Origin of the sequence: Plantactinospora siamensis, assembly GCF_042434095.1 — a bacterium.
Taxonomy (GTDB): Bacteria; Actinomycetota; Actinomycetes; order Mycobacteriales; family Micromonosporaceae; genus KBS50.
On sequence record NZ_JBHLUE010000026.1, the window covers coordinates 604,171 to 624,846 of the forward strand.

At 74.0% G+C, this 20,676-nt stretch carries 19 protein-coding genes; 13 read left to right on the forward strand and 6 right to left on the reverse strand.

Translation table 11 applies throughout. From position 1 onward, the window contains the following. Nucleotides 1–23 precede the first annotated feature (23 nt). The 5 genes from ACFFHU_RS28020 (at nucleotide 24) to ACFFHU_RS28040 (ending at nucleotide 5,449) form a co-directional block, all read left to right on the forward strand. On the forward strand, nucleotides 24–533 hold the full coding sequence (locus ACFFHU_RS28020) for a hypothetical protein (RefSeq protein WP_377343373.1): 510 nt from the start codon (nucleotides 24–26) through the stop codon (nucleotides 531–533). Nucleotides 534–672: 139 nt separating this feature from the next. Continuing rightward, entirely contained in the window at nucleotides 673–1,455 is a 783-nt protein-coding gene (locus tag ACFFHU_RS28025; protein ID WP_377343507.1) for an SCO2525 family SAM-dependent methyltransferase, read from the forward strand. A 254-nt stretch (nucleotides 1,456–1,709) separates the two neighbouring features. Further along, nucleotides 1,710–3,551 (forward strand): SCO2524 family protein, encoded by a 1,842-nt coding sequence (locus ACFFHU_RS28030; RefSeq protein ID WP_377343374.1) that lies wholly within the window; start codon nucleotides 1,710–1,712, stop codon nucleotides 3,549–3,551. Further along, nucleotides 3,552–4,481, forward strand: coding sequence for an SCO2523 family variant P-loop protein (locus tag ACFFHU_RS28035; protein ID WP_377343375.1), 930 nt, complete (start codon nucleotides 3,552–3,554; stop codon nucleotides 4,479–4,481). It abuts the gene before it with no gap. After that, nucleotides 4,481–5,449 carry an SCO2522 family protein gene (locus tag ACFFHU_RS28040; RefSeq protein ID WP_377343376.1) on the forward strand — a complete coding sequence of 323 codons (969 nt, stop codon included), beginning with the start codon at nucleotides 4,481–4,483 and terminating at the stop codon, nucleotides 5,447–5,449. The genes ACFFHU_RS28035 and ACFFHU_RS28040 overlap by 1 nt, the downstream gene beginning before the upstream one ends. Before the next feature lie 6 nt (nucleotides 5,450–5,455). On the opposite strand, the gene ACFFHU_RS28045 is transcribed toward ACFFHU_RS28040, so the two are convergent. Next, complete coding sequence (locus tag ACFFHU_RS28045) at nucleotides 5,456–6,412, reverse strand: SCO2521 family protein (protein ID WP_377343377.1); 957 nt, start codon at nucleotides 6,410–6,412, stop codon at nucleotides 5,456–5,458. Between the two features lie 187 nt (nucleotides 6,413–6,599). On the opposite strand from ACFFHU_RS28045, the gene ACFFHU_RS28050 reads away from it, so the two are divergent. Both ACFFHU_RS28050 and ACFFHU_RS28055 read left to right on the forward strand, forming a co-directional pair. Beyond that, nucleotides 6,600–10,853, forward strand: a complete 4,254-nt coding sequence (locus ACFFHU_RS28050; protein WP_377343378.1) for a HEAT repeat domain-containing protein — start codon at nucleotides 6,600–6,602, stop codon at nucleotides 10,851–10,853. Nucleotides 10,854–11,027: 174 nt separating this feature from the next. Next, nucleotides 11,028–12,338, forward strand: coding sequence for a low temperature requirement protein A (locus ACFFHU_RS28055; RefSeq protein ID WP_377343379.1), 1,311 nt, complete (start codon nucleotides 11,028–11,030; stop codon nucleotides 12,336–12,338). 38 nt (nucleotides 12,339–12,376) lie between these two features. On the opposite strand, the gene ACFFHU_RS28060 is transcribed toward ACFFHU_RS28055, so the two are convergent. Then, nucleotides 12,377–12,598 carry a hypothetical protein gene (locus tag ACFFHU_RS28060; protein ID WP_377343380.1) on the reverse strand — a complete coding sequence of 74 codons (222 nt, stop codon included), beginning with the start codon at nucleotides 12,596–12,598 and terminating at the stop codon, nucleotides 12,377–12,379. A 162-nt stretch (nucleotides 12,599–12,760) separates the two neighbouring features. Here ACFFHU_RS28060 and ACFFHU_RS28065 point away from each other — a divergent pair, with 162 nt between their 5' ends. Both ACFFHU_RS28065 and ACFFHU_RS28070 read left to right on the forward strand, forming a co-directional pair. Beyond that, nucleotides 12,761–13,594, forward strand: a complete 834-nt coding sequence (locus tag ACFFHU_RS28065; RefSeq protein ID WP_377343381.1) for a M55 family metallopeptidase — start codon at nucleotides 12,761–12,763, stop codon at nucleotides 13,592–13,594. A gap of 60 nt (nucleotides 13,595–13,654) precedes the next feature. Further along, on the forward strand, nucleotides 13,655–14,425 hold the full coding sequence (locus tag ACFFHU_RS28070; protein WP_377343382.1) for a nucleotidyltransferase domain-containing protein: 771 nt from the start codon (nucleotides 13,655–13,657) through the stop codon (nucleotides 14,423–14,425). 4 nt (nucleotides 14,426–14,429) lie between these two features. Here ACFFHU_RS28070 and ACFFHU_RS28075 read toward each other — a convergent pair whose 3' ends face one another. Next, a complete protein-coding gene (locus ACFFHU_RS28075) occupies nucleotides 14,430–14,765 on the reverse strand; it encodes a hypothetical protein (protein ID WP_377343383.1) in 336 nt (111 codons plus the stop codon). A gap of 221 nt (nucleotides 14,766–14,986) precedes the next feature. Here ACFFHU_RS28075 and ACFFHU_RS28080 point away from each other — a divergent pair, with 221 nt between their 5' ends. After that, the gene (locus tag ACFFHU_RS28080; RefSeq protein ID WP_377343384.1) at nucleotides 14,987–16,021 is read left to right on the forward strand and encodes a fatty acid desaturase; all 1,035 of its coding nucleotides are present in this window, start codon (nucleotides 14,987–14,989) and stop codon (nucleotides 16,019–16,021) included. Here ACFFHU_RS28080 and ACFFHU_RS28085 read toward each other — a convergent pair. Together ACFFHU_RS28085 and ACFFHU_RS28090 are read right to left on the reverse strand one after the other, a co-directional pair. Next, nucleotides 15,945–16,904, reverse strand: coding sequence for a helix-turn-helix transcriptional regulator (locus ACFFHU_RS28085; RefSeq protein ID WP_377343385.1), 960 nt, complete (start codon nucleotides 16,902–16,904; stop codon nucleotides 15,945–15,947). The genes ACFFHU_RS28080 and ACFFHU_RS28085 overlap by 77 nt on opposite strands. 356 nt (nucleotides 16,905–17,260) lie before the next feature. Continuing rightward, entirely contained in the window at nucleotides 17,261–18,409 is a 1,149-nt protein-coding gene (locus ACFFHU_RS28090) for an NHL repeat-containing protein (RefSeq protein WP_377343386.1), read from the reverse strand. Nucleotides 18,410–18,717: 308 nt separating this feature from the next. Between ACFFHU_RS28090 and ACFFHU_RS28095 the strand changes: the two genes are divergently transcribed. The 3 genes from ACFFHU_RS28095 to tsaA all read left to right on the forward strand — a co-directional run bounded on the left by ACFFHU_RS28095 (nucleotide 18,718) and on the right by tsaA (nucleotide 19,955). Beyond that, on the forward strand, nucleotides 18,718–18,987 hold the full coding sequence (locus ACFFHU_RS28095; RefSeq protein ID WP_377343387.1) for a GlsB/YeaQ/YmgE family stress response membrane protein: 270 nt from the start codon (nucleotides 18,718–18,720) through the stop codon (nucleotides 18,985–18,987). A 120-nt stretch (nucleotides 18,988–19,107) separates the two neighbouring features. Beyond that, a complete protein-coding gene (locus ACFFHU_RS28100) occupies nucleotides 19,108–19,437 on the forward strand; it encodes an NIPSNAP family protein (RefSeq protein WP_377343388.1) in 330 nt (109 codons plus the stop codon). Nucleotides 19,438–19,517: 80 nt separating this feature from the next. Next, the gene (gene tsaA, locus ACFFHU_RS28105; protein WP_377343389.1) at nucleotides 19,518–19,955 is read left to right on the forward strand and encodes a tRNA (N6-threonylcarbamoyladenosine(37)-N6)-methyltransferase TrmO; all 438 of its coding nucleotides are present in this window, start codon (nucleotides 19,518–19,520) and stop codon (nucleotides 19,953–19,955) included. 119 nt (nucleotides 19,956–20,074) lie between these two features. Here the strand turns inward: tsaA and ACFFHU_RS28110 are convergent, their stop codons facing one another. Beyond that, a complete protein-coding gene (locus ACFFHU_RS28110) occupies nucleotides 20,075–20,530 on the reverse strand; it encodes a hypothetical protein (RefSeq protein ID WP_377343391.1) in 456 nt (151 codons plus the stop codon). Nucleotides 20,531–20,676: the final 146 nt, after the last annotated feature.

The window sequence follows — 20,676 nt, forward strand, 5'->3', positions numbered from 1 at the left end:
GTCCGCTCGACCGGGGAGCGCCAGTGTTAGCCAATGCCATTCAGATCTTCGGTCTGCTCGCGGTCGTCGTCACCCTGTACTTCGCCGGGGTGCAGACCCGGAAGTTGCAGCAGCAACTCGACCTCACCAACCTGTTCAGCAGGTACGAGGTCCTGAATCACTCGAGCGAGCGTTACGACGCGGCCCTTGCCCTGGTCTTTCAGCGGCCCCAACTCCGGCCGTACATATTCGGCCGGCGGCCGCTGGATCTGGGCGAGGAGGATCTGGCCCGGGCGCTGGTCATCGCCGATCTGATGGCGGGCGCGGTCGACTACGCCGTCCGGGTCGGCGCCCGTTTCCCAGAGGACGCGCAGTCGGGCTGGACGGAGGTGGCCGAGGACATGGCGGCGCAGCCGCTGTTCCAGCGGGTCGTCAACGAGCAGCCGCACCACTTCCCGGACCTGATCCGGATCTTCCGCCGGGTCGCTCCGGTCGCCGACCGGTCGGCCGTGGCGGCCACCGGGAAAACCGCCGACGAGGTACGGGTGAGTTGATCTGCCGCGGCGAAGGCGGGGCGTCCGGACGCTTGCGGGGCGCAGCCGGTTCCGATACAAAGTGGTCAGCGGGTCGAGCGCGCCGCACCAGCGGGCAACGTCATCCAATTCCCTCGACGGAGGCGCACCTGTGGCACCGATGCCGGTAACCGGAACGGGTTGCGATCCGCCATCCACTCCCGTGCCATTCGGCGCGGCCGGTCGGGCGAATTCCGAAGTCGAATGGGACGGATTCGATCCGCAGTCGTACGTGCGTAAGAATTACGCGGCGTTGCGCCCGGACGACCGGCAACTCCTTTGTGGGATCCGAGACTTCTTCGCCGCCGCGGGCCTCGACGAGGCGCGGTGCGTCGATGTCGGCTCGGGAGCGAACCTGTATCCGGTGCTCTCGCTCCTGCCGTTCGCGCGCAGCATCGACCTGTGCGACCTCTCGCGCTCCAACCTCGCCTGGCTGCGACGCCAGATCACCGGCTACGACCCGATCTGGGATCCGTATTGGCGGGTCTGCGCGGAGCTTCCGGCCTACGCGGCGGTGACCGACCCGCGGGCCCGGCTCGCGCAGGCGGGTCGGGCGCTGGAGATCAGCGTCTTCGACCTGCCCCGGCGGATGTGGGACGCGGGCACCATGTTCTTCGTGGCCTGCTCGATCTCGGACGATCCGGTGGAGGCCGAGCGGGCCACCTCCCGGTTCCTCGGCGCGCTGCGCCCCGGCTCCCCGTTCGGGGCGGCGTTCATGCTCGGCTCCGGCGGCTACCGCGTCGGCCAGCGCTGGTTTCCGGCCGGCCGGCTGGAACGGGCCGATGTGGCGGCGAGCATCGCGGCCGGCGGGTACGAGTTGGCGTTCCGGGAACTGCGCCCGGTTCCGCCGCTGCGGGACGAGCACCTGACCATGCTGCTGGTCACCGGGCGCAGCCGCGGCTAGCCGGCAGGTGCGGCACGGGCAATGGCTCGCCAGGGGCCGCCGATCCCGCACCGTCGGCCCGGCGCGGGTGTCGAACGGGTCGGGTGTGCGCGCCGGATCTGGACGGGTGACCGTTTCGGCACCGACACTGGGCCACGGAGCCGTGCCCTCGCTTGAAGGCGATGGATACCATCGTGGCCCAGCCCCATCGCGGGCTTTCCGGCGTGCAGCGGCCTCGGTTCGGGTGTCGACGACTACACAGACGGCGGTGGACAATGCGGATTCAACCACGCCAGGAGATCCTCGAGATCTGGCGGGCCACCGTGCGCAGTTGCTGGCAGGACGGCGAATGGCGGTGGGGCGGCCGCCGCGGCAGCAACTCCGTCAGCGACGCGGAACAACTGCTCACCCTGCTGCTCCCGGCCGCCAAGCTCCCGGTGATGTCGCTGGACGACCCGGACCGGACCGACGACGAGGTGATCGACGCGCTGAACCCCATCGGCGGGGCGATCGAGATTCCCCGCCGGCTGGTCGAGGTGATGTTCGACTACTACAGCCGGTACACCGACGAGTCCGGCACGCCCATCTTCGGCGGCGCCGGTTATCTCAGCCCGGTGGACGGCGGTCCGGATCTCACCGACGAGCAGCGCGCGCAGCACATCGTCGACTCGTTCGCCGTCTCGACCACGCTGACCCTGGCGACGATCGGCTTCGTGAAGGTCTACCGCGCCTCGACCCAGCGGCGCGACCTGCTGGCCCGGTTGGACGCCATCGAGGAGATGGCGAGCGTCCGGCTCAGCGCGGCCATGGTCGGCCTGCTGCGCAGCTTCAGCACGAACATCTTCACCTCCGCCGAGGATTACGGCGTCCGGCTGTGCGACATGGTGAACCAGGACGGGTTGCCGCGCCGGGAACTGGTGGCCGCGTTGCGCGATCAGTTGCGGGACACCATCGCCAGCCTGCGCAGCGTGGTGATCGGTTCCGGTCGGATGACCGAGGACCTGGACAACAGCGACATGCTGTTCGAGTGCGGCTGGTCCTGGGGGGTCATCGCGGGGGCCGACGAGGTGCCGACCTCGGAGCCCATCGGCCGGCAGCCCGCGGGCCTGGCCGAGAACGCGCCCTACCTCTACTTCACGGTGATCGCGATGGACGCGATCGAGGACCTGAACTCCGAACGGACCCGGCTGCTCGGCCTGCTCAACGAGGAACAGCAACGGCTGGCCCGGGCGCTGCAACTGCGCTGGGAGCTGACCCGCACCTACTGGGCCACGGTGGCGACCTTCGACAACCGGCGGCGGTGGCCCATCGAGGACGTGCCGTGGCGGACCACCGACGGCGACCGGACCGACTACTACACCCTGCAGGCCACCTCGCTGGCGGTGAAGGGCCTCATCGCCGGCGGGCGCGGCGGCCAGGCGGAGCTGGGCCGGATCGCCAACGTCCTGGTGGAGCTGGCGCAGCGGGCGCGGATCACCCGGCGCGCCTCGCCGGGCGAGCCGGCCCTGGTCGTCCACTCGCCCGGCAAGCGGGTCACCCTCAACGACGAAAAGCGCACGGCGCTGATGACGTGGAACGTGAACGAGTTCTCGGCGGTGCTGCTCCAGCGGGCCATCACGGTGGCCGGTCTGCTCACCGACGCCCGGCAGCGCAGCCAACTGCTCGACCTGGCCGACGAGGTGTGGGACCACCTTCTGCTCCGCCGGTTGCCGGACGGTCGCCACCGGGGGCTGTGGGACCACGTCGGCGGCGCCTTCCCGGGGTTGGCGCCGAAGCCCGAGGAACCCTCGTGGTATCTGACCGCGCGCGTGGTGCAGGCGCTGGTCACCGGCGGTCAGTTACTCTGGGAGCGGCCCTATCCGCGAGCCGCTCGGCTCGCCGCCCACGCGCAGGACCTCATCGATGAGGCCGAGTATGTTTTCGATCGGGAGCTGATGCGGGGCACGTTCGCCGGCGACGCCATGCGACGCAGCATGCGCAGCATCCGGGCGAGCCTGCGCCGCGCCCAGTCGCTGGTGGACGAACGCCCAGGCACCGCGGCAGCGCTGGCGAACACCATGCTGCTGTTGCTCAACGACATCACGACCGGGCAGCAGAAGGCCACCGAGGGGATCTGAATGCTGGTCTTCGTCACGTCCCACAAGGGTGGCACCGGGCGATCGGTCACCGCGGCCAACCTCGCCTACCGCAGCGCCCTGGCCGGCCGGGCCACCTGCTATCTGGACTACGACTTCGGCTCGCCCACGGCCGGCACGGTCTTCCAGATCCCGCAGGCGACCAACGGGGTGGAGGGCGCCGGCCCCAGCGGCGGCGGCCTGCACCGCTATCTCCGCGGCGAGATCCCGTCGCCGGAGCGGTTGGACGTGTGGGCCGAATCCGAGCGGGCCAGCCTGCGGCAGCGACCCACCGGCTCCGGTCCGCTGCTGCTGCTCCCGGGCCAGCGCAGCGGCAGCGAGTTCAGGTTCACGAACGAGATCGGCAGTCGCTCCGCCGAGCTGTTCCTCCGGCTGGAGGAGGAGTTCGACCTGACCCTGGTGGACCTGAGCGCCGGCCGGTCGTACGCCAGCCAGATCGCGCTGGCGGCCACCGCGCATCCGAGCCTGCGCAAGGTGACCGCCCGGTGGCTGGTCTTCCACCGGTGGACGCCGCAGCACGTGATGGCGGCGGCCGACCTCGCTTTCGAGGCCGGCGGGATCCTGGCGATGGCCAAGGAGTACGGCCACGAGCCGGAACAGCTGCGCGAGTCGCTGCGCTTCGTGCGTACGGCGGTGATCAATCCCCGCGGCGCCGAGGTCGGTCATCTCGACCTCGCTCAGCAGGCGTTCCTGCGCAAGTGCGACACGGAGCTGGCGGAGATGGCCCGCCGGCGCGGTACCGGCCGGACCACGCTGCTCGGAGCGGTGCCGCTGGACCCGCTGTTGCAGTGGCGGGAGCAGCTCATCTCGGACAACGACGTTCAGATCAAGATTGCGAATGGCCGGACCGTCGACGCGTTCGTCGAGCTGACCGAGAAGCTCTTCGACCCGACCGCATGGGAGGCCGTGTGATGATCGTGGATGTCAGCTTCCGCGAGGCGGCGGCGGTGCCGCGCACCGAGGGCGTCGCCTTCGCGCACCTGTCCGTGGAACTCGGCCACATCTACGCGGAGGATTTCGGCGACGGCTGCCGGGAGCTGCGCCAGAAGTTCGAACGGATCGCCGAATTGGCGTCGGTGATGCCGGCGCTGGCCCGTCGCGGGCTGCCGGCGGGGCGGCGGCCCCGGATCAGCACCTGCTTCCTGGTGGACGACTACTTCCACCGCTTCGGCACCCCGGCCGAGACGATCCCGCGGGTCCAGGAGGCCGCGGCGGAGTACGGGCTGGTGCTCGACTACGTGGCGCGCGAGTCGAGCTTCGCCCGCCACGAGGACGTCGAGCTGGCCCAGCTGGTGGTCGACACGCTGGTCGTCGAGCCGCCGCGGCACACCACCGGCAGCCGGCCACCATTGGGCGAGTCGGGCTGGCTCTCCAACGGCCAGCGCTCGCCGGGACACGTCGACGCGCCGGCCATGACCCTGCCGGCGCCCTGGTCCCCGCCCCTGCAGTCCGGCGACCTGCGGCACTCCATCTTCGTGGATCTGGAACTGTGGTCCGACGCGCCGAACGGCCGGACGTGGTCCTGCGCGCTGCTCGCCGCGGTGTGGCAGATGGCGCGGCTGGGCGTCCTGCGGCACCGGGGGGAAACCATCGCCCAGCCCTACCGGCTGTCCCCGGCGGAGCCGCTGCCGGCCGGCTGGGACGAGTTGCCGGCCATCGTCCAGCTGAACCCGGCCGCCGCGCCGTTCTGCGCGTACCGCACGGCCACCCTGATGGACACCCACTACCTGCCCGTGGAGCAGGCGGTACGGACCATCCTCGGTCAGGTGGCCGTCCCACCCGCGGTGGCGCGCCAGGTGGCCGAGCGGGCCCGGGGCGAGGGCGTGGAGCTGCCGGCCGAGCTGGTCGACCGCCTGAGCTACGTGTTCATCGGCGGGTGACGACCCTCAGCGCTGGCAGGGCTCGCCGAGCGGCACGCGGTCGGCCACGTCGCGCAGCAGCGCCAGGTTGGCGGCCGCGGTCTGATCCCGGATCCAGCTGACCGCCGAGTTCCACTGCCGGCTGAACCCGGGGACCTGCTCCAACCGGTCCCAGACCGGCCGCAGCCGCGGATCCACCCGGGCGCCCGGCAGCCACAGGTGCAACAGGTGCTCCAGCACCGGCCGCAGCCGCTCGACACGCTCGTACGCGGGCGCCCCGCGGGCCACCGCCAGCTCCATCAGCGCGGACAGCGTCGTCAGCAGCCAGTCGTGCAGGGCGAGATCCTCACAGAGCCCCGCCACCAGGGCCGGCACGTCCTGCGGGCCGACCACGAGTTCGACCGTACGCAGGGTGGGCGACTCGACGGTGACGACGGCGGAGCCCGCCGGCTCCGGCCGGTCGTCGACCCGGGCGGTCCAGCGCAGCCGGGTCCGGGCCGCGCGCAGCGGCGGGCGCCGGTCCAGCAGGTCGGACATCTGCACACCATCCAGCACCCGACCGGTGATCGCCCCCAGGTTGAGCACGTCGGCCGCGTTGCCGCGCAGGAAGCCCGCGGCCAGGTCCGCGGCGTCCAGCTTGCCCACCGTCTCCAACACGCCCGGACTGGCCAGGTAGTGCGACCAGGGCCGGCGCCGGTCGCCGGCGACCACCTGGACGACCGACGAGGTCTGCACGATCCGGCCGCCGGTGATGAGCGCCCGGGTGACCACCGCGCCGACCCCGCGGAGCTGGCGGTTGCGCCCGCTGGGCAGCCAGCAGTCCACGCCGGTGCGGATGTCGGGGGACACGGCGTACAGCGACGGGCGGCGGGAGGTGAGCACGGCCTCGCCCGCCACCAGACCGAGCACCTCGGTGCTCTGGGACTGCGCCAGGGCGGTGCTGTGCTGCAGCAGGCTGGTGTGCACCTCACCCACCGTGAGCATGGCTTCCTCCGCACGTCGGCCGGTCACCGGCGGACCCGCGTCCGTCCCGCGGTCATCATAGGCCAACCGGTGATGGCGAACCGGAGATGCGCCGGCCGTGCCGGGACGTTCGTGGGACGGGGTGGGGGTGCGGGCGGCTGCTAACTTGAGGGTTGCGGTTGCCAGCGACCCCTGGAGCTTGCCGACGATGAAGGTCTACATTTCGGCCACCCAGAAGGACCTGCTGGAATACCGGGCGGCCGTGCACGCGGCGGCGCGCCGCCTGGAGATCGAAGACGTGGCCATGGAGGCGTACGGCGCCGACGCGCGGCCGCCCCTGGAGCGGTGCCTGGCCGACGTGCGCCGGTGCGATCTGTACGTCGGGCTGTTCGCCTGGCGGTACGGGTACCGCCCGGCCGATCAGGAGTCCTCGATCACCGAGCTGGAATACCGCGAGGCGCTCGCGAACGGGAAGCCCTGCCTGATCTTCCTGCTGGCCGAGGACGTGCCGTGGCCGGTGGACATGATCGACCGCGACCGGGACTGGCAGCGGATGGTCGAGCTGCGCAACGAGCTGAAGGAGCGCCACCTGTGCGCCTTCTTCACCAGCGTGGACGACCTGGCCGCCAAGGTGACGGTGGCGCTGGCCGACGTCCGCAGCGGGCGCTCGCCGGGCCGGGTGCTCGGCGACCCGGACACCCACCTTCCGGAGGCCGTCCGCGGCCAGTACTATCGGCAGCTGCGCCTGCGCTATCAGTCCGTGCCGCTGGACGCGGTGGCGCCGCGACCCACCATCGGGTTCCTCACGGTCGGCCTGTCCACCGTGTTCGTCGAGCCGCGGGTGCACGAGGACGCCCGGCCGGAGATGCCGCTGGCCTGGTGGCGCTGGGCCGGCTCGGCGCCGGAGGGCGGTTCGACGCCGGAGGCCGGCAAGGCGCCGGAGGGCGACGGCGGCGGCCTGCCGGGCGTGGTGGACGCCGAGGACCTCGAGCGGCTCCGCGAGGAGTACGCGGCCAAGACCACGGCGCCGCTGTTCGACGTGGTCTGCGATCCCGGCCGGCGGGCGATCGTGCTGCTCGGCGACCCCGGCTCCGGCAAGTCGGCGGCCGCTCGGTACCTCGCCCTGGCGCTCGCCGGGGTGCTGACCGAGCCGCGGCTGGCGGCCCTGGAGGGATACCTGCCGGTCCTCATCGAGCTGCGCTCGTACGCCGCGCACTGCGGCGACGGCCGGTGCGACGGCCTGCTCGACTACCTCGGCCACCGTCGCCAGCAGGGGCTCGCGGGCATCGACCGGGACGTGCTCGAGGCGTACCTGCGGGAGGGCGGGCAGGCGCTGTTCCTGTTCGACGGCCTGGACGAGGTGTTCGACCCGGTGCAGCGGGAGGAGGTGACGGCCCAGATCGCGACCTTCGCCAACGAGTACCCGGGGGTGCGGTCGGTGGTCACCTCCCGGGCGGCCGGCTACCTGCGGCACACCTTCGCGAACGCCGGGTTCGACCATTTCACACTGGAGGACCTCGACGACGAGCGGATCGAGCGGTTCCTCGGCAACTGGTACCGGCACGTGATGCCCACCCCGGACGCCGAGGCGGACCGCCAGCGCCGACAGATCCTGGACGTGGTGCGCGGTTCCCGGGCCATGCGCGAGATCGCCGGCAACCCGCTGTTGCTGATGCTGATGGCGATCGTCGGCCGGGACCACCCGCTGCCGCGCAACCGGCGCCGGTTGTATGCGCACGTCACCGAGGTGCTGATCTCCGAATGGGACGTGACCAAGCAGCTGCGGGAGAACCACGCCGACGCGCCGCCGCTGGAATCGCCGGAGCGGCGCGCGCTGCTGCGCCACCTGGCATTCCGGATGCAGTGCCGGGAGTCCGGACCGGCCGGCAACTACATCGAATCGGAGGAGCTGGCCCGCATCTTCCGGGATCACCTGGTGCGGCTCTACGGTTTCGAGAACGACCGGGCGCTCGCCATGGCCCACTCGATGATGGACAAGCTGCGCCAGCGCAGCTTCATCCTGGAGCGGTACGGCCGGCGCCTGTTCGGCTTCGTGCACCGCACGTTCCTGGAGTTCTTCTGCGCCGAGGAGATCGTGGACAGGTTCAAGCACGACCGGGACGCCTGGGGACTGGACCAGCTGCGCGCGCTGTTCCGCGAGCACTGGGCCGATCCGTCCTGGCGGGAGGTGCTCCGGCTGGTGGCCGGCGCGCTCCCGGCGGGGGCGGCCGACGACCTGGTCACCCTGCTGGCCACCGAGGTCAACCGGCCCTGGCCGCCGCTGAACCTGGCCGGCCCGCCGTGGAACCTGGTGCTGGCCGCGCAGTGCGTGGCCGAGGCGCCACGACCGGCCGACCTGGACGGCGCCGGCGACGCGGTGCTGCGTCAGGTCGTGCTGCTGGTCGAGCACGGCATCTCGACGGACGATCCGAACCTGGTGGAACTCACCGAGCAGGAGCTGCTGTCCTCGATCCGGGCGCTCGGCCCGCAGTGGCCGGGCCGGTCGACCTTCCTGCACTGGTACCGCCGCCGCGGCGTGCACACCAGCTGGCGGTCCGGCTCGACCTTCGCCACCCAGGTGGCCGCGGCGCTGTCCACCGCCCAGGAGCGGTTGCCGGAGCTGCTGCTGCGGGAGCTGGCGGAGGTCCGCGAGCGGCAGGCCCGGCTCGCCCTGGTGGCCGGGCTGGCCGAGACGGCCGGCCGGCTGGACGTCACCGGCCGCGGCCGGCGGTACTGCCGTGACCTGCTCGCCGAGCAGGCCCGGGCCGAGGGTTCGACGCTGGTGCGCCAGGCCGCCGTGCGGGCGCTGGCCGCGCACTTCGCCGGCGACCCGGAGTTCGTCGAGCTGATGCGGGAGCTGGCCGGCTCGGCCGATTCGGCCGTCCGCGGCCTCGCCGTGCGGTCGCTGGGCGGCCGGGCCGCGTCGTCCGACCAGGTCCGCGCGCTGCTGCTGGCCCGCGCGGGTGAGGACCGCGACACCAGCGTACGGCGCTCCGCCGCGCAGCTGCTCGCCGACTGCGCCGAGCTGCCCGACGTGGCCGCCGCGCTGGGTCGGCTGCTGGCCGCCGACACCGATGCGCAGGTGGTCCGGGCCGCGCTGCACGGCCTGCTGGCCCGGCCCGACCACGCGGACGCGGCGCGGTCCCGGGCGATGGCCCGGCTGGTCGACGACGACGCCCCGGACGAGGTGCGGCGCTGCCTGGTGACCGACCTGCTGTCCGGCCGGGCCGATCCGGAGGGCGTCGAGGTGCTGCTGAAGCTGTCCGGTTCGGACTCCTCCGCCCGGGTGCGCGCGGTGGTCGTGCAACGGCTGGCCATGTCGCCCGACGCGGACGGGCGCTGCCGGGACCGGCTGGTGGACCGGATCGAGCAGGACGAGGATGCGGCCGTGCGCGGCGCCGCGGTGACCGCGCTGGTCGACCGCTATCGGTCCGACGACGCCAGCTGGGCCGTGGCGGCCCGCGCCGCCCGCTCGGACGACGACGCGACCGTGCGGCTCGCCGCGGTGCGCGCGCTGGCCGAGGCGTACCCGGACCAGCGCAGCGCGGAGCTGCTGCTGGAACGGGCCCGCCACGACCCGACGGCGGGCGTCCGGCTCGCCGCGGTGGAACTGCTCACCGCGCGGGCGCCGTTCGGGCGGGCGGTCCGGGACCTGCTGATCGACCGGGCCGAGCAGGAACGGGACCCGATCGTCCGGCTCCGGATCACCCGCAGCCTGACCCGCACCGGCGTGCCGCTGGACGATGGGGTGCGGGAGTGCCTGGCCGAGCAGGTGAGCCGGGATCCCGATCCCAACGTGCTGCGCGCGGCAGCCGAGGCGCTGGCCGCCGACGAGGGCGGTGGCGACACCGGCGCCACCGACCTGGCGGAGACCCTCGCCCGGCGGGCCCGCCGGGACACCTACCCGGGCATCCGGCTGTCCGCCGTGCGGACCCTGTGCGCGTACGGCGATCCGGAGTTCGTCACGGACGTGCTGCTGGAATGCGTCGAGTCGGACACCGACCCGAGCGTGTTCGACGCGGCGGTGCACTGCCTGACCGAGCGTGGCTCGGCATCCATGGCGGTGACCCTGCGGCTGATGCGGCGGCTGGCCGACCGGGACGCGGCGATCCGCGCCCGGATCGCGGCCGCGCTGGGCGAGCACTTCGGCGCCGACCCGGAGGTACGGGTGCTGCTGGTGGGCCTGGTCCGGGACGACCCTGACCTGGAGGTACGCCGGCGGGCGGCCGCCACGCTGCCCGGCCGGGCGGGGATCGAGCTGCTGACCAGGCTGGCCGGCGACGACGACTGGGAGATCCGCCGCACCGCGCTGCTCGCGCTGGCCCGGCACTACGGCTCCGACGCCCAGACGCGGGACCTGCTGGGGCGGCTCGTCCGGCAGGAGGACGACGGCCCGGTCCGGCGGTTGGCCGCCCAGCTGCTGGCCGCGCTGCCCGACACCGACCCCGAGGACTTCCCGTAGGCGCGGCCGGCCCCGACGGCCGGCCCGACGGGCGCCGCTGTCGCGCGGCGCCGACCCCGGCGCGGCGGCGCGCAGTGCCGCGGCGCGGCGGCGTGCAGTGCCGCGGCGCGGCGGCGTACCGGGTAATCGAGCGATCCGGCGCGGGCGGACGGCCCCCGCTGCTACACATGCTGGGTGTGGCGTCGAGCATCCCCGCGGGCCCGCCGCGATCCCCTCGTGCACGAGGTGGCCCCGGGCGCCCGGGCGGACCGGTTGGAGCTGTTCTTCGACCTGGTCTTCGTCTTCGCCTTCATCACCATCACCCGGGTCGAGACCAGCCGGCTCACCGCCGCCGGTCTCGCGCAGGGCGTCCTGGTCCTGGCGCTGCTGTGGTGGGCCTGGTGCGCACACACCATGGTGGCCAACCGGATCCGGCTCGGCGAGGGCATCACCCCGCCGGTGATGTTCGCGGCGATGGCCGCTGTCTTCGTCATCGCCCTGGCCATCCCGCAGGCCTTCGAGAACCGGCCCGGCGGGCTGCACGAGCCGATCGTCTTCGCCGGCGGCTATTTCGTGGTGCGGGGCACGCACCTGGCCCTGCACCGGTACGCCGCCCGGGACGATCCGCCGCTGCGCCGGCAGCTGCGCCGGCTGACCGCGTCGACGTGCGCGGCCACCACGCTGCTGGTGCTCGCCGCATACCTGCCCGAATGGTGCGCCGGGCCGTACCGGACGGCCGCCCGGTTCGGCCTGTGGACCCTCGCCGTGCTCGTCGAGTACGGCGCCGGCCTGGCCGTCGGGCTGTGGGGCTGGGCGGTCCAGTCGGCCGGACACTGGGTCGAGCGGTTCGAGCTCATCCTGATCGTCGCGTTCGGTGAGACGATCATCGCCATCGGGCTGGGCAGCGAGCTGACCGGCCGGTCGATCACCTGGGTCACGGTGCTCACCTCGACCCTCGGCATCACGATCGTGGCCATCCTGTGGTGGGCATACTTCGACCTCATCGGACCGGCCGCGCTGAACACGATGCACGGCACCCACGGCAGGGCGCGGGTGGCGCTGGCCCGGGACGCGTACATCTACCTGCACCTGCCCATGATCGCCGGCCTGATCACGGTGGCCCTGAGCGGCGAGATCCTGCTCCGGCACCTCGGCACCGTGCGGGTGGCCCTCGCCGTTCCGCTGCCCGGCCCGGGGGTCCCGCTCGCGTATGCCGGCGTGGCCATCTACCTGGCCGGACTCGTCGGATTTCAGGCCCGGGCGCTGGGCACCCTGCTGTGGAGCCGGGCTGCCACCATCGCCCTGCTGGCCGCGGCGGCGCCGCTGGCCGTGCGGCTGCCGGCGCTGGTGGCGCTGCTCATCCTCACGGCGATCTGCCTGGCGCTGGTGGTCACCGAGCTGGTGGTGCTGCGGGAATCCCGGCGGGCGCTGCGCGCGGCCGTCCGGCGGGAACGGTCCGCGCACGAGGCCCGGGAGACCGAGTGGCGGCGCGAGCCATACCGGTAGCTGCCCGGACCGGCGTCCGCGGTCCCGGAATGGCCGGTTCAGTGCTCGCGGCGCTCCGCCGGCAGGCCGGTCCGGCGGATCTCCTCGGCCTGCTCCACCGTGCCCCAGCACAGCCCGCAGGTCTGGTCGTCGCACGGGTCCCGCACCAGCCGCCGCGGATCGTTCCACTTCTGCACCAGGACGGGCGGCACCTCCCAGCGGGCGAGCGCCTCGGCGACGCGCACGCGCTGCTCGTGGGTGCTGCGGCGGGGTCTAACCACGGTGCTCGATGTTACCGCTCGTTGCGGTCCTGTGGCGGTGCGCGACCCGCCGGCCGCTGCCGGACGGCCGCCCACCGGTGCCGACCGGCCGGTGCGCGCGGCCGGGGCGGGCCGTACCGTCGGGCCGGGACCGGTGGCCGAGCACGGAGGAGCGGGTACGGCATGAGGGTGTGGCTATCCCTGGACATGGAGGGCGTGGCCGGAGTGGTCGACTGGGACCAGTGCCGGCCGGGCAACCCGGCGTACGCGCTGGGCTGCGAGCTGCTCCAGGCGGAGGTGAACGCGGCGATCGAGGGCGCCATGGCCGGCGGGGCCACGGAGATCGTCCTCAACGACTCGCACGGGCGGATGGCCAACCTGGACCCCCGGCGGATCGCCGGCGCCGCGCAGTACCTGTCCGGCCGGCACAAGCCGCTCTACATGATGCAGGGGCTGGACGACACGTTCGACGCCGCGTTCTTCATTGGTTACCACGGCTCGATCTCCGGCCGCCCGTCGACGCTGTCCCACACGTACAACCCGGAGGTGTTCACCGCGGCCCGGGTCAACGGCCGGGAGGTGGGGGAGAGCGGCATCAACGCGCTGGTGGCCGAGCACTACCGGGTGCCGATCGCGCTGGTCTCCGGCGACCGGGTGACCTGGGAGGAGACCGAGCCGTTCGCGCCGGGCGCCGTACCGGTGATCACGAAGGAGTCGATCACCCGGGGAAGCGCGCTGAGCCTGCACCCCGACGAGTCGTGCCGGCGGATCGCCGCCGGCGCCCGGGCGGCGATGGCGGCCGTGGCGTCCGGGCGGGTGTCGCTGCCGGGCATCGCCCGGCCGGCCGCGCTGGAGCTGGACCTGGCCACCACCGACATGGCCGAGGTGGCCACCTGGGCCCGCGGGGCGGTGCGGGCCGGCGAGCGGACCGTACGGATCGAGGGTGAGGACCTGCTCGGGATCTTCACCTCGTTCGTGGCGGTCAACTACATCACCCGGCAGGCGGGCGGACGCTGACCCCGAGGCGCCGGTCCTCCCCGGTTGGCGGGCGGCGTCGGCGCCGACGAGGATGGCGCGGTGAGATCACCCGACGAGGTGCTGGTCGACCTGCGGACAGCCTGGACCGCCGCGCTTCCCGACCGGCTGCTCGGCCTGTACGTGCACGGCTCGCTGGTGACGGGCGACTTCGCGGCGGACCGCAGCGACCTCGACGTGCTCGCGGTGCTGGCCGTCGAACCGGACCCGGGGTTGCTGGCGGAGCTCGGCGTTCTGCACGCCGACCTGGACCGGCGGCACCCGGACTGGGCCGGCCGGGTCGAGGTGGAGTACGTGTCGCTGGACGCCGTCCGGGACGCGGCCGCCCGCCGTGCCCGGGACCACCTGATCGCCCGGATCAGCCCCGGCGAACGGCTGCACCTGCTTCCGGCCACCAGCCACCGGCTGGTGACCTGGTCGACCGTCCATGATCTCGGGCGCGCCCTGTCCGGCCCGCCGCCTCCCGAGTTGCTGCCGGCGGTCGATCCGGAACTCACCCGGGCGGCGCTGCTCGATCATGTCCGCGACTGGCCGGCCTGGCTCACCGACATGACGAGTACGCCCGGCGCCCAGGCGTACTCGGTGCTGACCCTCTGCCGTGCCCTGCAACGCCTGCGGCATGGCCGGCAGTTGTCGAAGCGGCAGGCCGCGGCCGAGACCATCGCCGGGCGTCCCGAATGGGCCGGACTGGTCGTCTGGGCGCGCGACTGGTGGTATGACCGGGGCCGGGACACCGATGCCGGCCGGCCCGCGGAGGTTCGCGACTTCGTCACCCGGCTCAGCGCCGACCTGCTGGCCGGGGAGCGGGGCTGAGCGGTCAGCCGCGGCTCCACCGCGTCAAGGTCCCGGCGCGCCGGCCCCCGGCCCGGGCCACGCCGATCGCCGGGCAGTCGGTCCGGCGGCACGCGGTCAGTTGGTGATGCCGGTCGAACTCAGCCCGGGAGATGGCCACCACGAGCGCCTCGGAGGGGCGGTTGGGGCCCGCCCGCAGGAACCGCGCCAACCTGTCCCGGGCCCGCCACGCCCGGTCCGCGCCGGGGAAGAAGCCGTGGAACTCGTGGATGTGCTGGTGCTCGCGGCGCCACTGCAACCGGATCGTGTAGCCCGCCGTCCCGGGTGGGCGCAATCCGGTGGCGGCTCCTGAACCGTGCATTCGGGGAACCTCCCGTCAGCAGGCGGCGCGGCGGCCGCGACCGGAATGTCGGCGAGGGCGTGCTGCGGGGGTGACCTCAGTGTCCCAGATCGCACGGCCGGAATGCGCACCGTGACGCCTCACCGACAGATCGGGACCCGCCCGCCGGACGGGCCGGGAAGTTCACCCGGCGGCCGCCCCGGCGCGGCGGGGCCGTCACCCGGTCCGGAGAGGATGTGTGGGTGCGCGCCAGCGTGCGGACCGGTGGGTCCGGCCACCCGACCCTTGTCTCCCTCCTCCTGCTCGGCGGTGCGGTAGGCGTGCTCGCCGTCCAGCTGCTGCTGCTCCCGTTGTGGCTGCTGCCGGCGGACGGCCGGTGGGCCTGGGCGCTGCTGCCGTTGGCGCTGCTGGCCACCCCGTACTGGTCCCTGCTGCATGAGGCGATCCACGGGTCGCTCCTGCCCGGCCGGCGCTGGAACGACCGGTGCGGCCGGCTGCTGGCGGTCGGCTACGGTGCGCCCTTCGTGCTGCTGAAGCGAGGACATCTGCTGCACCACCGGTACAGCCGCACGCCGTTGGAACGCACCGAGGTTTACGATCCGGCCACCACCACTCGGCTGCGCACGGCGCCCGGCTACTACCTGCGGCTGCTCGGCGGGCTGTATCTGGCCGAGGTGTCGACCGTGCTGCTGCTGGCCGTTCCGGTCCGGCTCTGGCGGCTGCTCGCGGCCCGGTTGGACCGGCCGGACAGCGTGGCCGGGCTGCTGCTGGAGGGCGTACGGCGGCGGCAGTTGCGCGAGTTCCGGGTGGACGCCGCCGCCGTGCTGCTGGCGTACGCGGCGGCGTTCGTCGCCTATGGAAGCCGTTGGTGGTTGCTGGCGGCCGCCCTGGCCGCGCGGGCCGTGCTGATCTCGGTGGCCGACAACGCCTACCACTACGGCACCCGGCTCGACGCGCCCCTCGAGGCGCTGAACCTGCGCCTGCCGCGGGCGCTCGAGGGGTTCGTGCTCGCCTTCAACCTGCACGCCGTGCACCACCGGCATCCCGGCCTGCCCTGGCACGCCCTGCGCTCGGCGTTCCGGGCCGACGGCGACCGCTTCCACCTGGGCTGGTTCCGGGCCACGGCCCGCCAGCTGCGCGGGCCGCTCCCGGCCGATGCCCTGCTCGGCGCCGGCCCTCGCGGTACGGACCGCCGGTGGGTCAGTCCTCGCCGGCCGCGGCCAGCGTCCGCCGGCCGAGGTCGCGCACGGCCGCCCGCAGCTCGGCGCAACGGATGATCCGGTACGGCGCCGCAACGGCTGCCAGCTGCGCGGCGTACCACCGGGGGTTGCTGGTGCTGCCCACCAGCCGGCTCGTCCCGGCGGTCAGCGGCTCGACCCGGCCGAGGGCCCGGGGGAGGCATCGGCTGACCGCCTCGGCGGGCGCCTCGATGACCAGCTCGGTCTCGTACTCCCAGCCCACCGCCAGGTGCTCCTCCAGCATGGCGACCGGGTCCAGCTCGGCCGGCGGCTCGAAGGCGCCGTCCAGCGGCTCCACCCCGCGCACCCGGTCGATCCGGTAGGCCCGCCGGGCGTCGTTGCGGTGCGTCCGGCACAGCAGGTACCAGCGGCCGTGCCGGACGACCACCGCCCACGGATCGACCTCGACCAGCCATTCCGAGCCGGCCTCCGAGCGGTAGTCGAGGCGTACCGGCCGGTGCTCGGTGCAGGCCCGGACGAGGGCCGTGGTGGTCTCCCGGTCGGGCCGGGCGGCGGAGCGGTCCGGCGCCGGCGCGGTGGCGCGGCGGACCGTCTCGGCCTCCGCGGCCACCGGCGCCGGCAGGGCCCGGATCAGCTTGCCGAGCGCGCTGCCCACCGGATCGGTCGGGTCGCTCGCGTCATGGTGACCGTCCAGCACGGCCATGACCAGGCCGAGGGCCTCGGTGGCGCTGAACACCAGCGGCGGCAGCCGCAGACCGCGGCCGACGCGGTAGCCGCCGAACGGCCCCCGCGCGGACTCGATGGGGATGCCGGCCTCGCGCAGGATGCCGACGTACCGTCGGGCGGCCCGTTCCGAGACGCCGAGCTTGTCGCCGAGTCGCTCGGCGCTGATCCCCGGCGCGCCCTGGATCAGCTCGAGGGCCAGCAGCGCCCGGGCCGTGGGGCTCGCGTCGGGCCTCATCACGTCCTCACCGATGCGGAAGCGGAATGTCCGGAACCCACCCTAGCCGCTGCGGCATGGCGCAGGACGCCGCGCCGCCGGCCGACCCCCGGCGGGCCGGTTCCCGGCAGGCCGATTCCGGGGCGACCGACCCCGGGCCGGCCGATTCCCGGCCGGCCGCGGACACGGTCCGGATCGTGCCGGCCAACCAGGCGTCCCGGTCGGACCTGGCGGCGATCTTCGGGACGGCCGACGCGGGCGACTCCCAGTGCCAGTGGTTCAAGCTGACCGGCGCCGCATGCGCGGGCCTCGAGGCGTACCCGATGCTCACCCGCTCGGGCGCCGGCCCTCGCCGGCTGGCTGGCGGTTCCGGCTGGCTAGCGGTTCCGACGGGCCCGGGCCAGGCCCGCGATCAGCAGACCGATCCCGACCAGCCCGATCGCGCCCGCGGCCAGCAGCACCGGCCGGGCCCGGTGGGCGCCGGCGGCGCCCGGGCGCGCCGCGGGGGTCCGCGCGCCGGCGCCGTCCCGACCGGCCGGTGCGGCGGCACCGGTACGACCGGCGGCCGGCGTCGGCAGCGGATAGCGCAGGATCTCCGGCCGGGTCCCCGGCGGCTGGTCGGCGGTCTCCGAGACGGTCAGCAGCGACCGCCCGTCCCGGCTGTAGGTGACCGACTCGCCCTGCGGCTCGTCCGGCAGCGGGACGATCCGCGGCGTGCCGCGGGTCAGCGCCGCCACCACGTCGCCGTCCGGAACGTCGAACTCGAACGCGTCGGAGTACGTGCGCAGCACCACCCGCCGGCCGTCCGGGGCGGTGGCCCCGCCGGTGATCAGGGCGCGGCCGAAGATGGAGAACGGGTTGCTGGTGGTGGTGGCCGGCAGGTCCACCCGGCCCAGTTGGGTCAGCGGCGCGGTGGCGCCGGCCCGCGGCGCGGTGGCCGGGGCGTACAGGCCGGCGGCGCTCGGCTCCTTGGTCACGATGATCGGCCGCCCGTCGCCGGTCAGCAGCACCGCCTCGGCGTCGTGCGGGCCGTCCGGGTAGCGCATCCGGCGCAGCGCCGGCCGGGCGCCGCCCGGCGGCAGGGTCCAGACCGCGACGGTCTCCCGGGTGCGGTCGTTGTCGCCGATGTCCGCCACCCAGATCGTGCCGTCCGGCCCGACGGCCAGGTCCTCGGTGTCCCGCGGACGCGACGGGTAGCGCACGGTCCGTACGACCGCGCAGCCGGCGTCGAGGAAGAAGATCCGGCGCCGGGGCTCCTCGTCGGCGCTGTCGTTGACCACCACGAAGCCGCCGTCCACGGCGGCCATCCCGGAGATCTCCGTCAGCCGGTCGTCGCGGACCCGGCACACTGGCGTGCCCTTGGCGGGCGCGCCCTTGGCCGGCGTGCCCTTGGCCGGCGTGCCCTTGGCCAGCGCGGCCTTGGCCAGCGCGGTCGCCGGAAGCCCGCTGGCGCCGGCGGCCGCCGGCATGCCGAGAAGGTACGTCGCCGTCGCCGCGACGCAGGCCAGTCGCCAGCGCCTGCCCATCCCCGTCTCCCCACGATCCGCCCGTGCGACCACCACGGTCGCACCCTCCGGCCGCCGCGGTGCGCCGGGGCCGGATCCGCCGCGTCGCGCCGGGGCCGGATCCGCCGCGTCGCGCCCTGCCCTTGCCGTGCGCCTGCCTGTGCCTTGCCTGCTCTGGCCCTGCTCTTGCTTGCCGTTGCCCGTGCGGTGCCGGGCCGTGCGCCCTGCCGCGCCGACCATAACGGTTGCCGTACCCGTGGTCGCGAGGTTCCGATGTCGATCGGTCCCGGGGAGAATCATGTCGACGGCACTCGATCAGGGAGGACATCGTGCACGTTACGGGCTTCATCACCGCCATCATCATCGGTCTGATCATCGGCGCGCTCGGTCGGCTGGTGGTGCCGGGGAAGCAGGACATCGGGATCCTGTTGACGCTGCTCATCGGCGTGGTGGCGGCCATCATCGGCACCGTCGTGGCCGGCGCCCTCGGCGTGGCCGACACCAAGGGGATCGACTGGATCGAGCTGCTCATCCAGGTGGTCTTCGCGGCCGTGGGCGTCGCCCTGGTGGCCGGCATCATGGGCCGCCGGCGAGTCTGAGACCCACGAGGCGGGAACGGCGCGAGCCGTGGCCCGGTTCGCCCCGCCTCGTGCCGTTCCCGCCGTCCGGCGTCGACCTGCCCGTACCCCGCGGGGGGACCACCGGGGCACAATCGACGGATGATCACTTGTGTCGTCGAGTACACCATCGACCCGGCCAAGATCGCCGACTTCGAGCGCTTCGCGCGCCGCTGGCTGGACCTCGTCGGCCGGCACGGCGGCACGCACCACGGATACTTCCTGCCGGGGGAGGGCGCGAGTGACCGGGCCCTGGCCCTGTTCAGTTTTCCCAGCCTCGCGGCCTACGAGCGGTACCGCACGCTGTTCGGCGTGGACCCGGAGTTCGTCGCGGCGGACCGGATCCGGGACGACAGCGGCTGCGTGCTGAGGTACGAGCGGACCTTCATGCGGCCGCTGCTCCCGGATTCGCCGGCCGGCGGTGTCGGCTGACGCCCCCGGCGCGGCCGCTCGGGGCCGTATCGTCGTTCGTGGACGGTGGGACGTGCGTCTTCGGCTGGAGGTGGGCACGGGTGCCCGAGCAGGAGTCGGATCATCCGGAGCAGGACTACCTGGTGCGGCCCGTGGGTTGGGTGGCCTCGCCGTTGGCGGATCGGGGCGACGCCCCCCGGCAGGCCGACGAGGGCGCGCCGCCAGCGCGGATCGTGCTCCGCCCCGAGCTGCGCGAGGCCGCCGCCGGGCTGGCGGCCGGCGACCGGATGCTGGTGCTGACCTGGCTGCACCGGGGCCGGCGGGACGTGCTCGCCGTTCACCCGCGGGGCGACACCGGCCGGCCGCGCCAGGGCGTGTTCGGCACCCGGTCACCGGACCGGCCCAACCCGATCGGACTGCATGCGGTGACCCTGCTGGCCGTCGACGGCGACACGCTGACCGTCGACGGGTTGGAGGCGATCGACGGCACGCCGGTGGTGGACCTCAAGCCGGTCCTCGGGCCGATCGACGAGCGCTAACCGCCCGCCGCCCGCCGCCCGCCGCCCGGCTCCCGGACCGGACCGGACGGGGTCGGCGGTCGCCGGCGCGCCCGTTGACCGGACGGCAAGGGTGGGGCGGTGCCCGGGTGCGCGGCGGGTCAGCGCTCGCCGGTGTCGACCAGCGGGGGCCGCCAGGTCGCCGGAGGATGACCCGCCACGATCACCGGCGCCGGCTCGGTGGGCACCGGCGCGGCCCCGGCCCCGCGCGGCCGGCGGGGACGGCGCGGCTGGCCCGCGCCCGCGCCGCCGCCGCGACCCGGGTAGATGTAGAGCCCGTTCACCCGGTCGGGCACGGCGTCCAGGGCCGCCTGCACGCCGGGCAGGTCGCGGAACCGCGACCATTCCGCCGGCTCGCGGAAGCCGACCTCCAGGACCAGCCCCCAGGGCGCCTCGACCCAGTTCCACTCCCGGGCGCCGTTGGTGAGCGCGGCCTCGACCAGCGACTCGCCGTGGGCGTCCTTCCAACGCGCGGCCGGGAAGGCGCCGTCGCGTACCTCGATCGACCACCAGTGCACGTCCATGGCGACCTCCACCGCCCGCTCGGGGCTGACCACCGACATGGTATGCCCAGGCCGCCACCCCGGCTCGGCCCGCGCTGCAGGCGGTCCGTTCCGAGGACCGGGTTGCGCAGGATGCAACAAGTTGTGGCGCTCAGCGCAACGCGGCTAGCGTGAGCCCACCCCGCCCCGCCGACCCCGGA

What these genes read in the sequence shown, in the direction of transcription:
- ACFFHU_RS28025 (WP_377343507.1), top strand. Translation starts at nt 673, where the DNA reads ATGCCGGTAACCGGAACGGGTTGCGATCCGCCATCCACTCCCGTGCCA.
- ACFFHU_RS28030 (WP_377343374.1), top strand. Translation starts at nt 1,710, where the DNA reads ATGCGGATTCAACCACGCCAGGAGATCCTCGAGATCTGGCGGGCCACC.
- ACFFHU_RS28035 (WP_377343375.1), top strand. Translation starts at nt 3,552, where the DNA reads ATGCTGGTCTTCGTCACGTCCCACAAGGGTGGCACCGGGCGATCGGTC.
- ACFFHU_RS28040 (WP_377343376.1), top strand. Translation starts at nt 4,481, where the DNA reads ATGATCGTGGATGTCAGCTTCCGCGAGGCGGCGGCGGTGCCGCGCACC.
- ACFFHU_RS28045 (WP_377343377.1), bottom strand. Translation starts at nt 6,412, where the DNA reads ATGCTCACGGTGGGTGAGGTGCACACCAGCCTGCTGCAGCACAGCACC.
- ACFFHU_RS28050 (WP_377343378.1), top strand. Translation starts at nt 6,600, where the DNA reads ATGAAGGTCTACATTTCGGCCACCCAGAAGGACCTGCTGGAATACCGG.
- ACFFHU_RS28065 (WP_377343381.1), top strand. Translation starts at nt 12,761, where the DNA reads ATGAGGGTGTGGCTATCCCTGGACATGGAGGGCGTGGCCGGAGTGGTC.
- ACFFHU_RS28075 (WP_377343383.1), bottom strand. Translation starts at nt 14,765, where the DNA reads ATGCACGGTTCAGGAGCCGCCACCGGATTGCGCCCACCCGGGACGGCG.
- ACFFHU_RS28085 (WP_377343385.1), bottom strand. Translation starts at nt 16,904, where the DNA reads ATGAGGCCCGACGCGAGCCCCACGGCCCGGGCGCTGCTGGCCCTCGAG.
- ACFFHU_RS28090 (WP_377343386.1), bottom strand. Translation starts at nt 18,409, where the DNA reads ATGGGCAGGCGCTGGCGACTGGCCTGCGTCGCGGCGACGGCGACGTAC.
- ACFFHU_RS28100 (WP_377343388.1), top strand. Translation starts at nt 19,108, where the DNA reads ATGATCACTTGTGTCGTCGAGTACACCATCGACCCGGCCAAGATCGCC.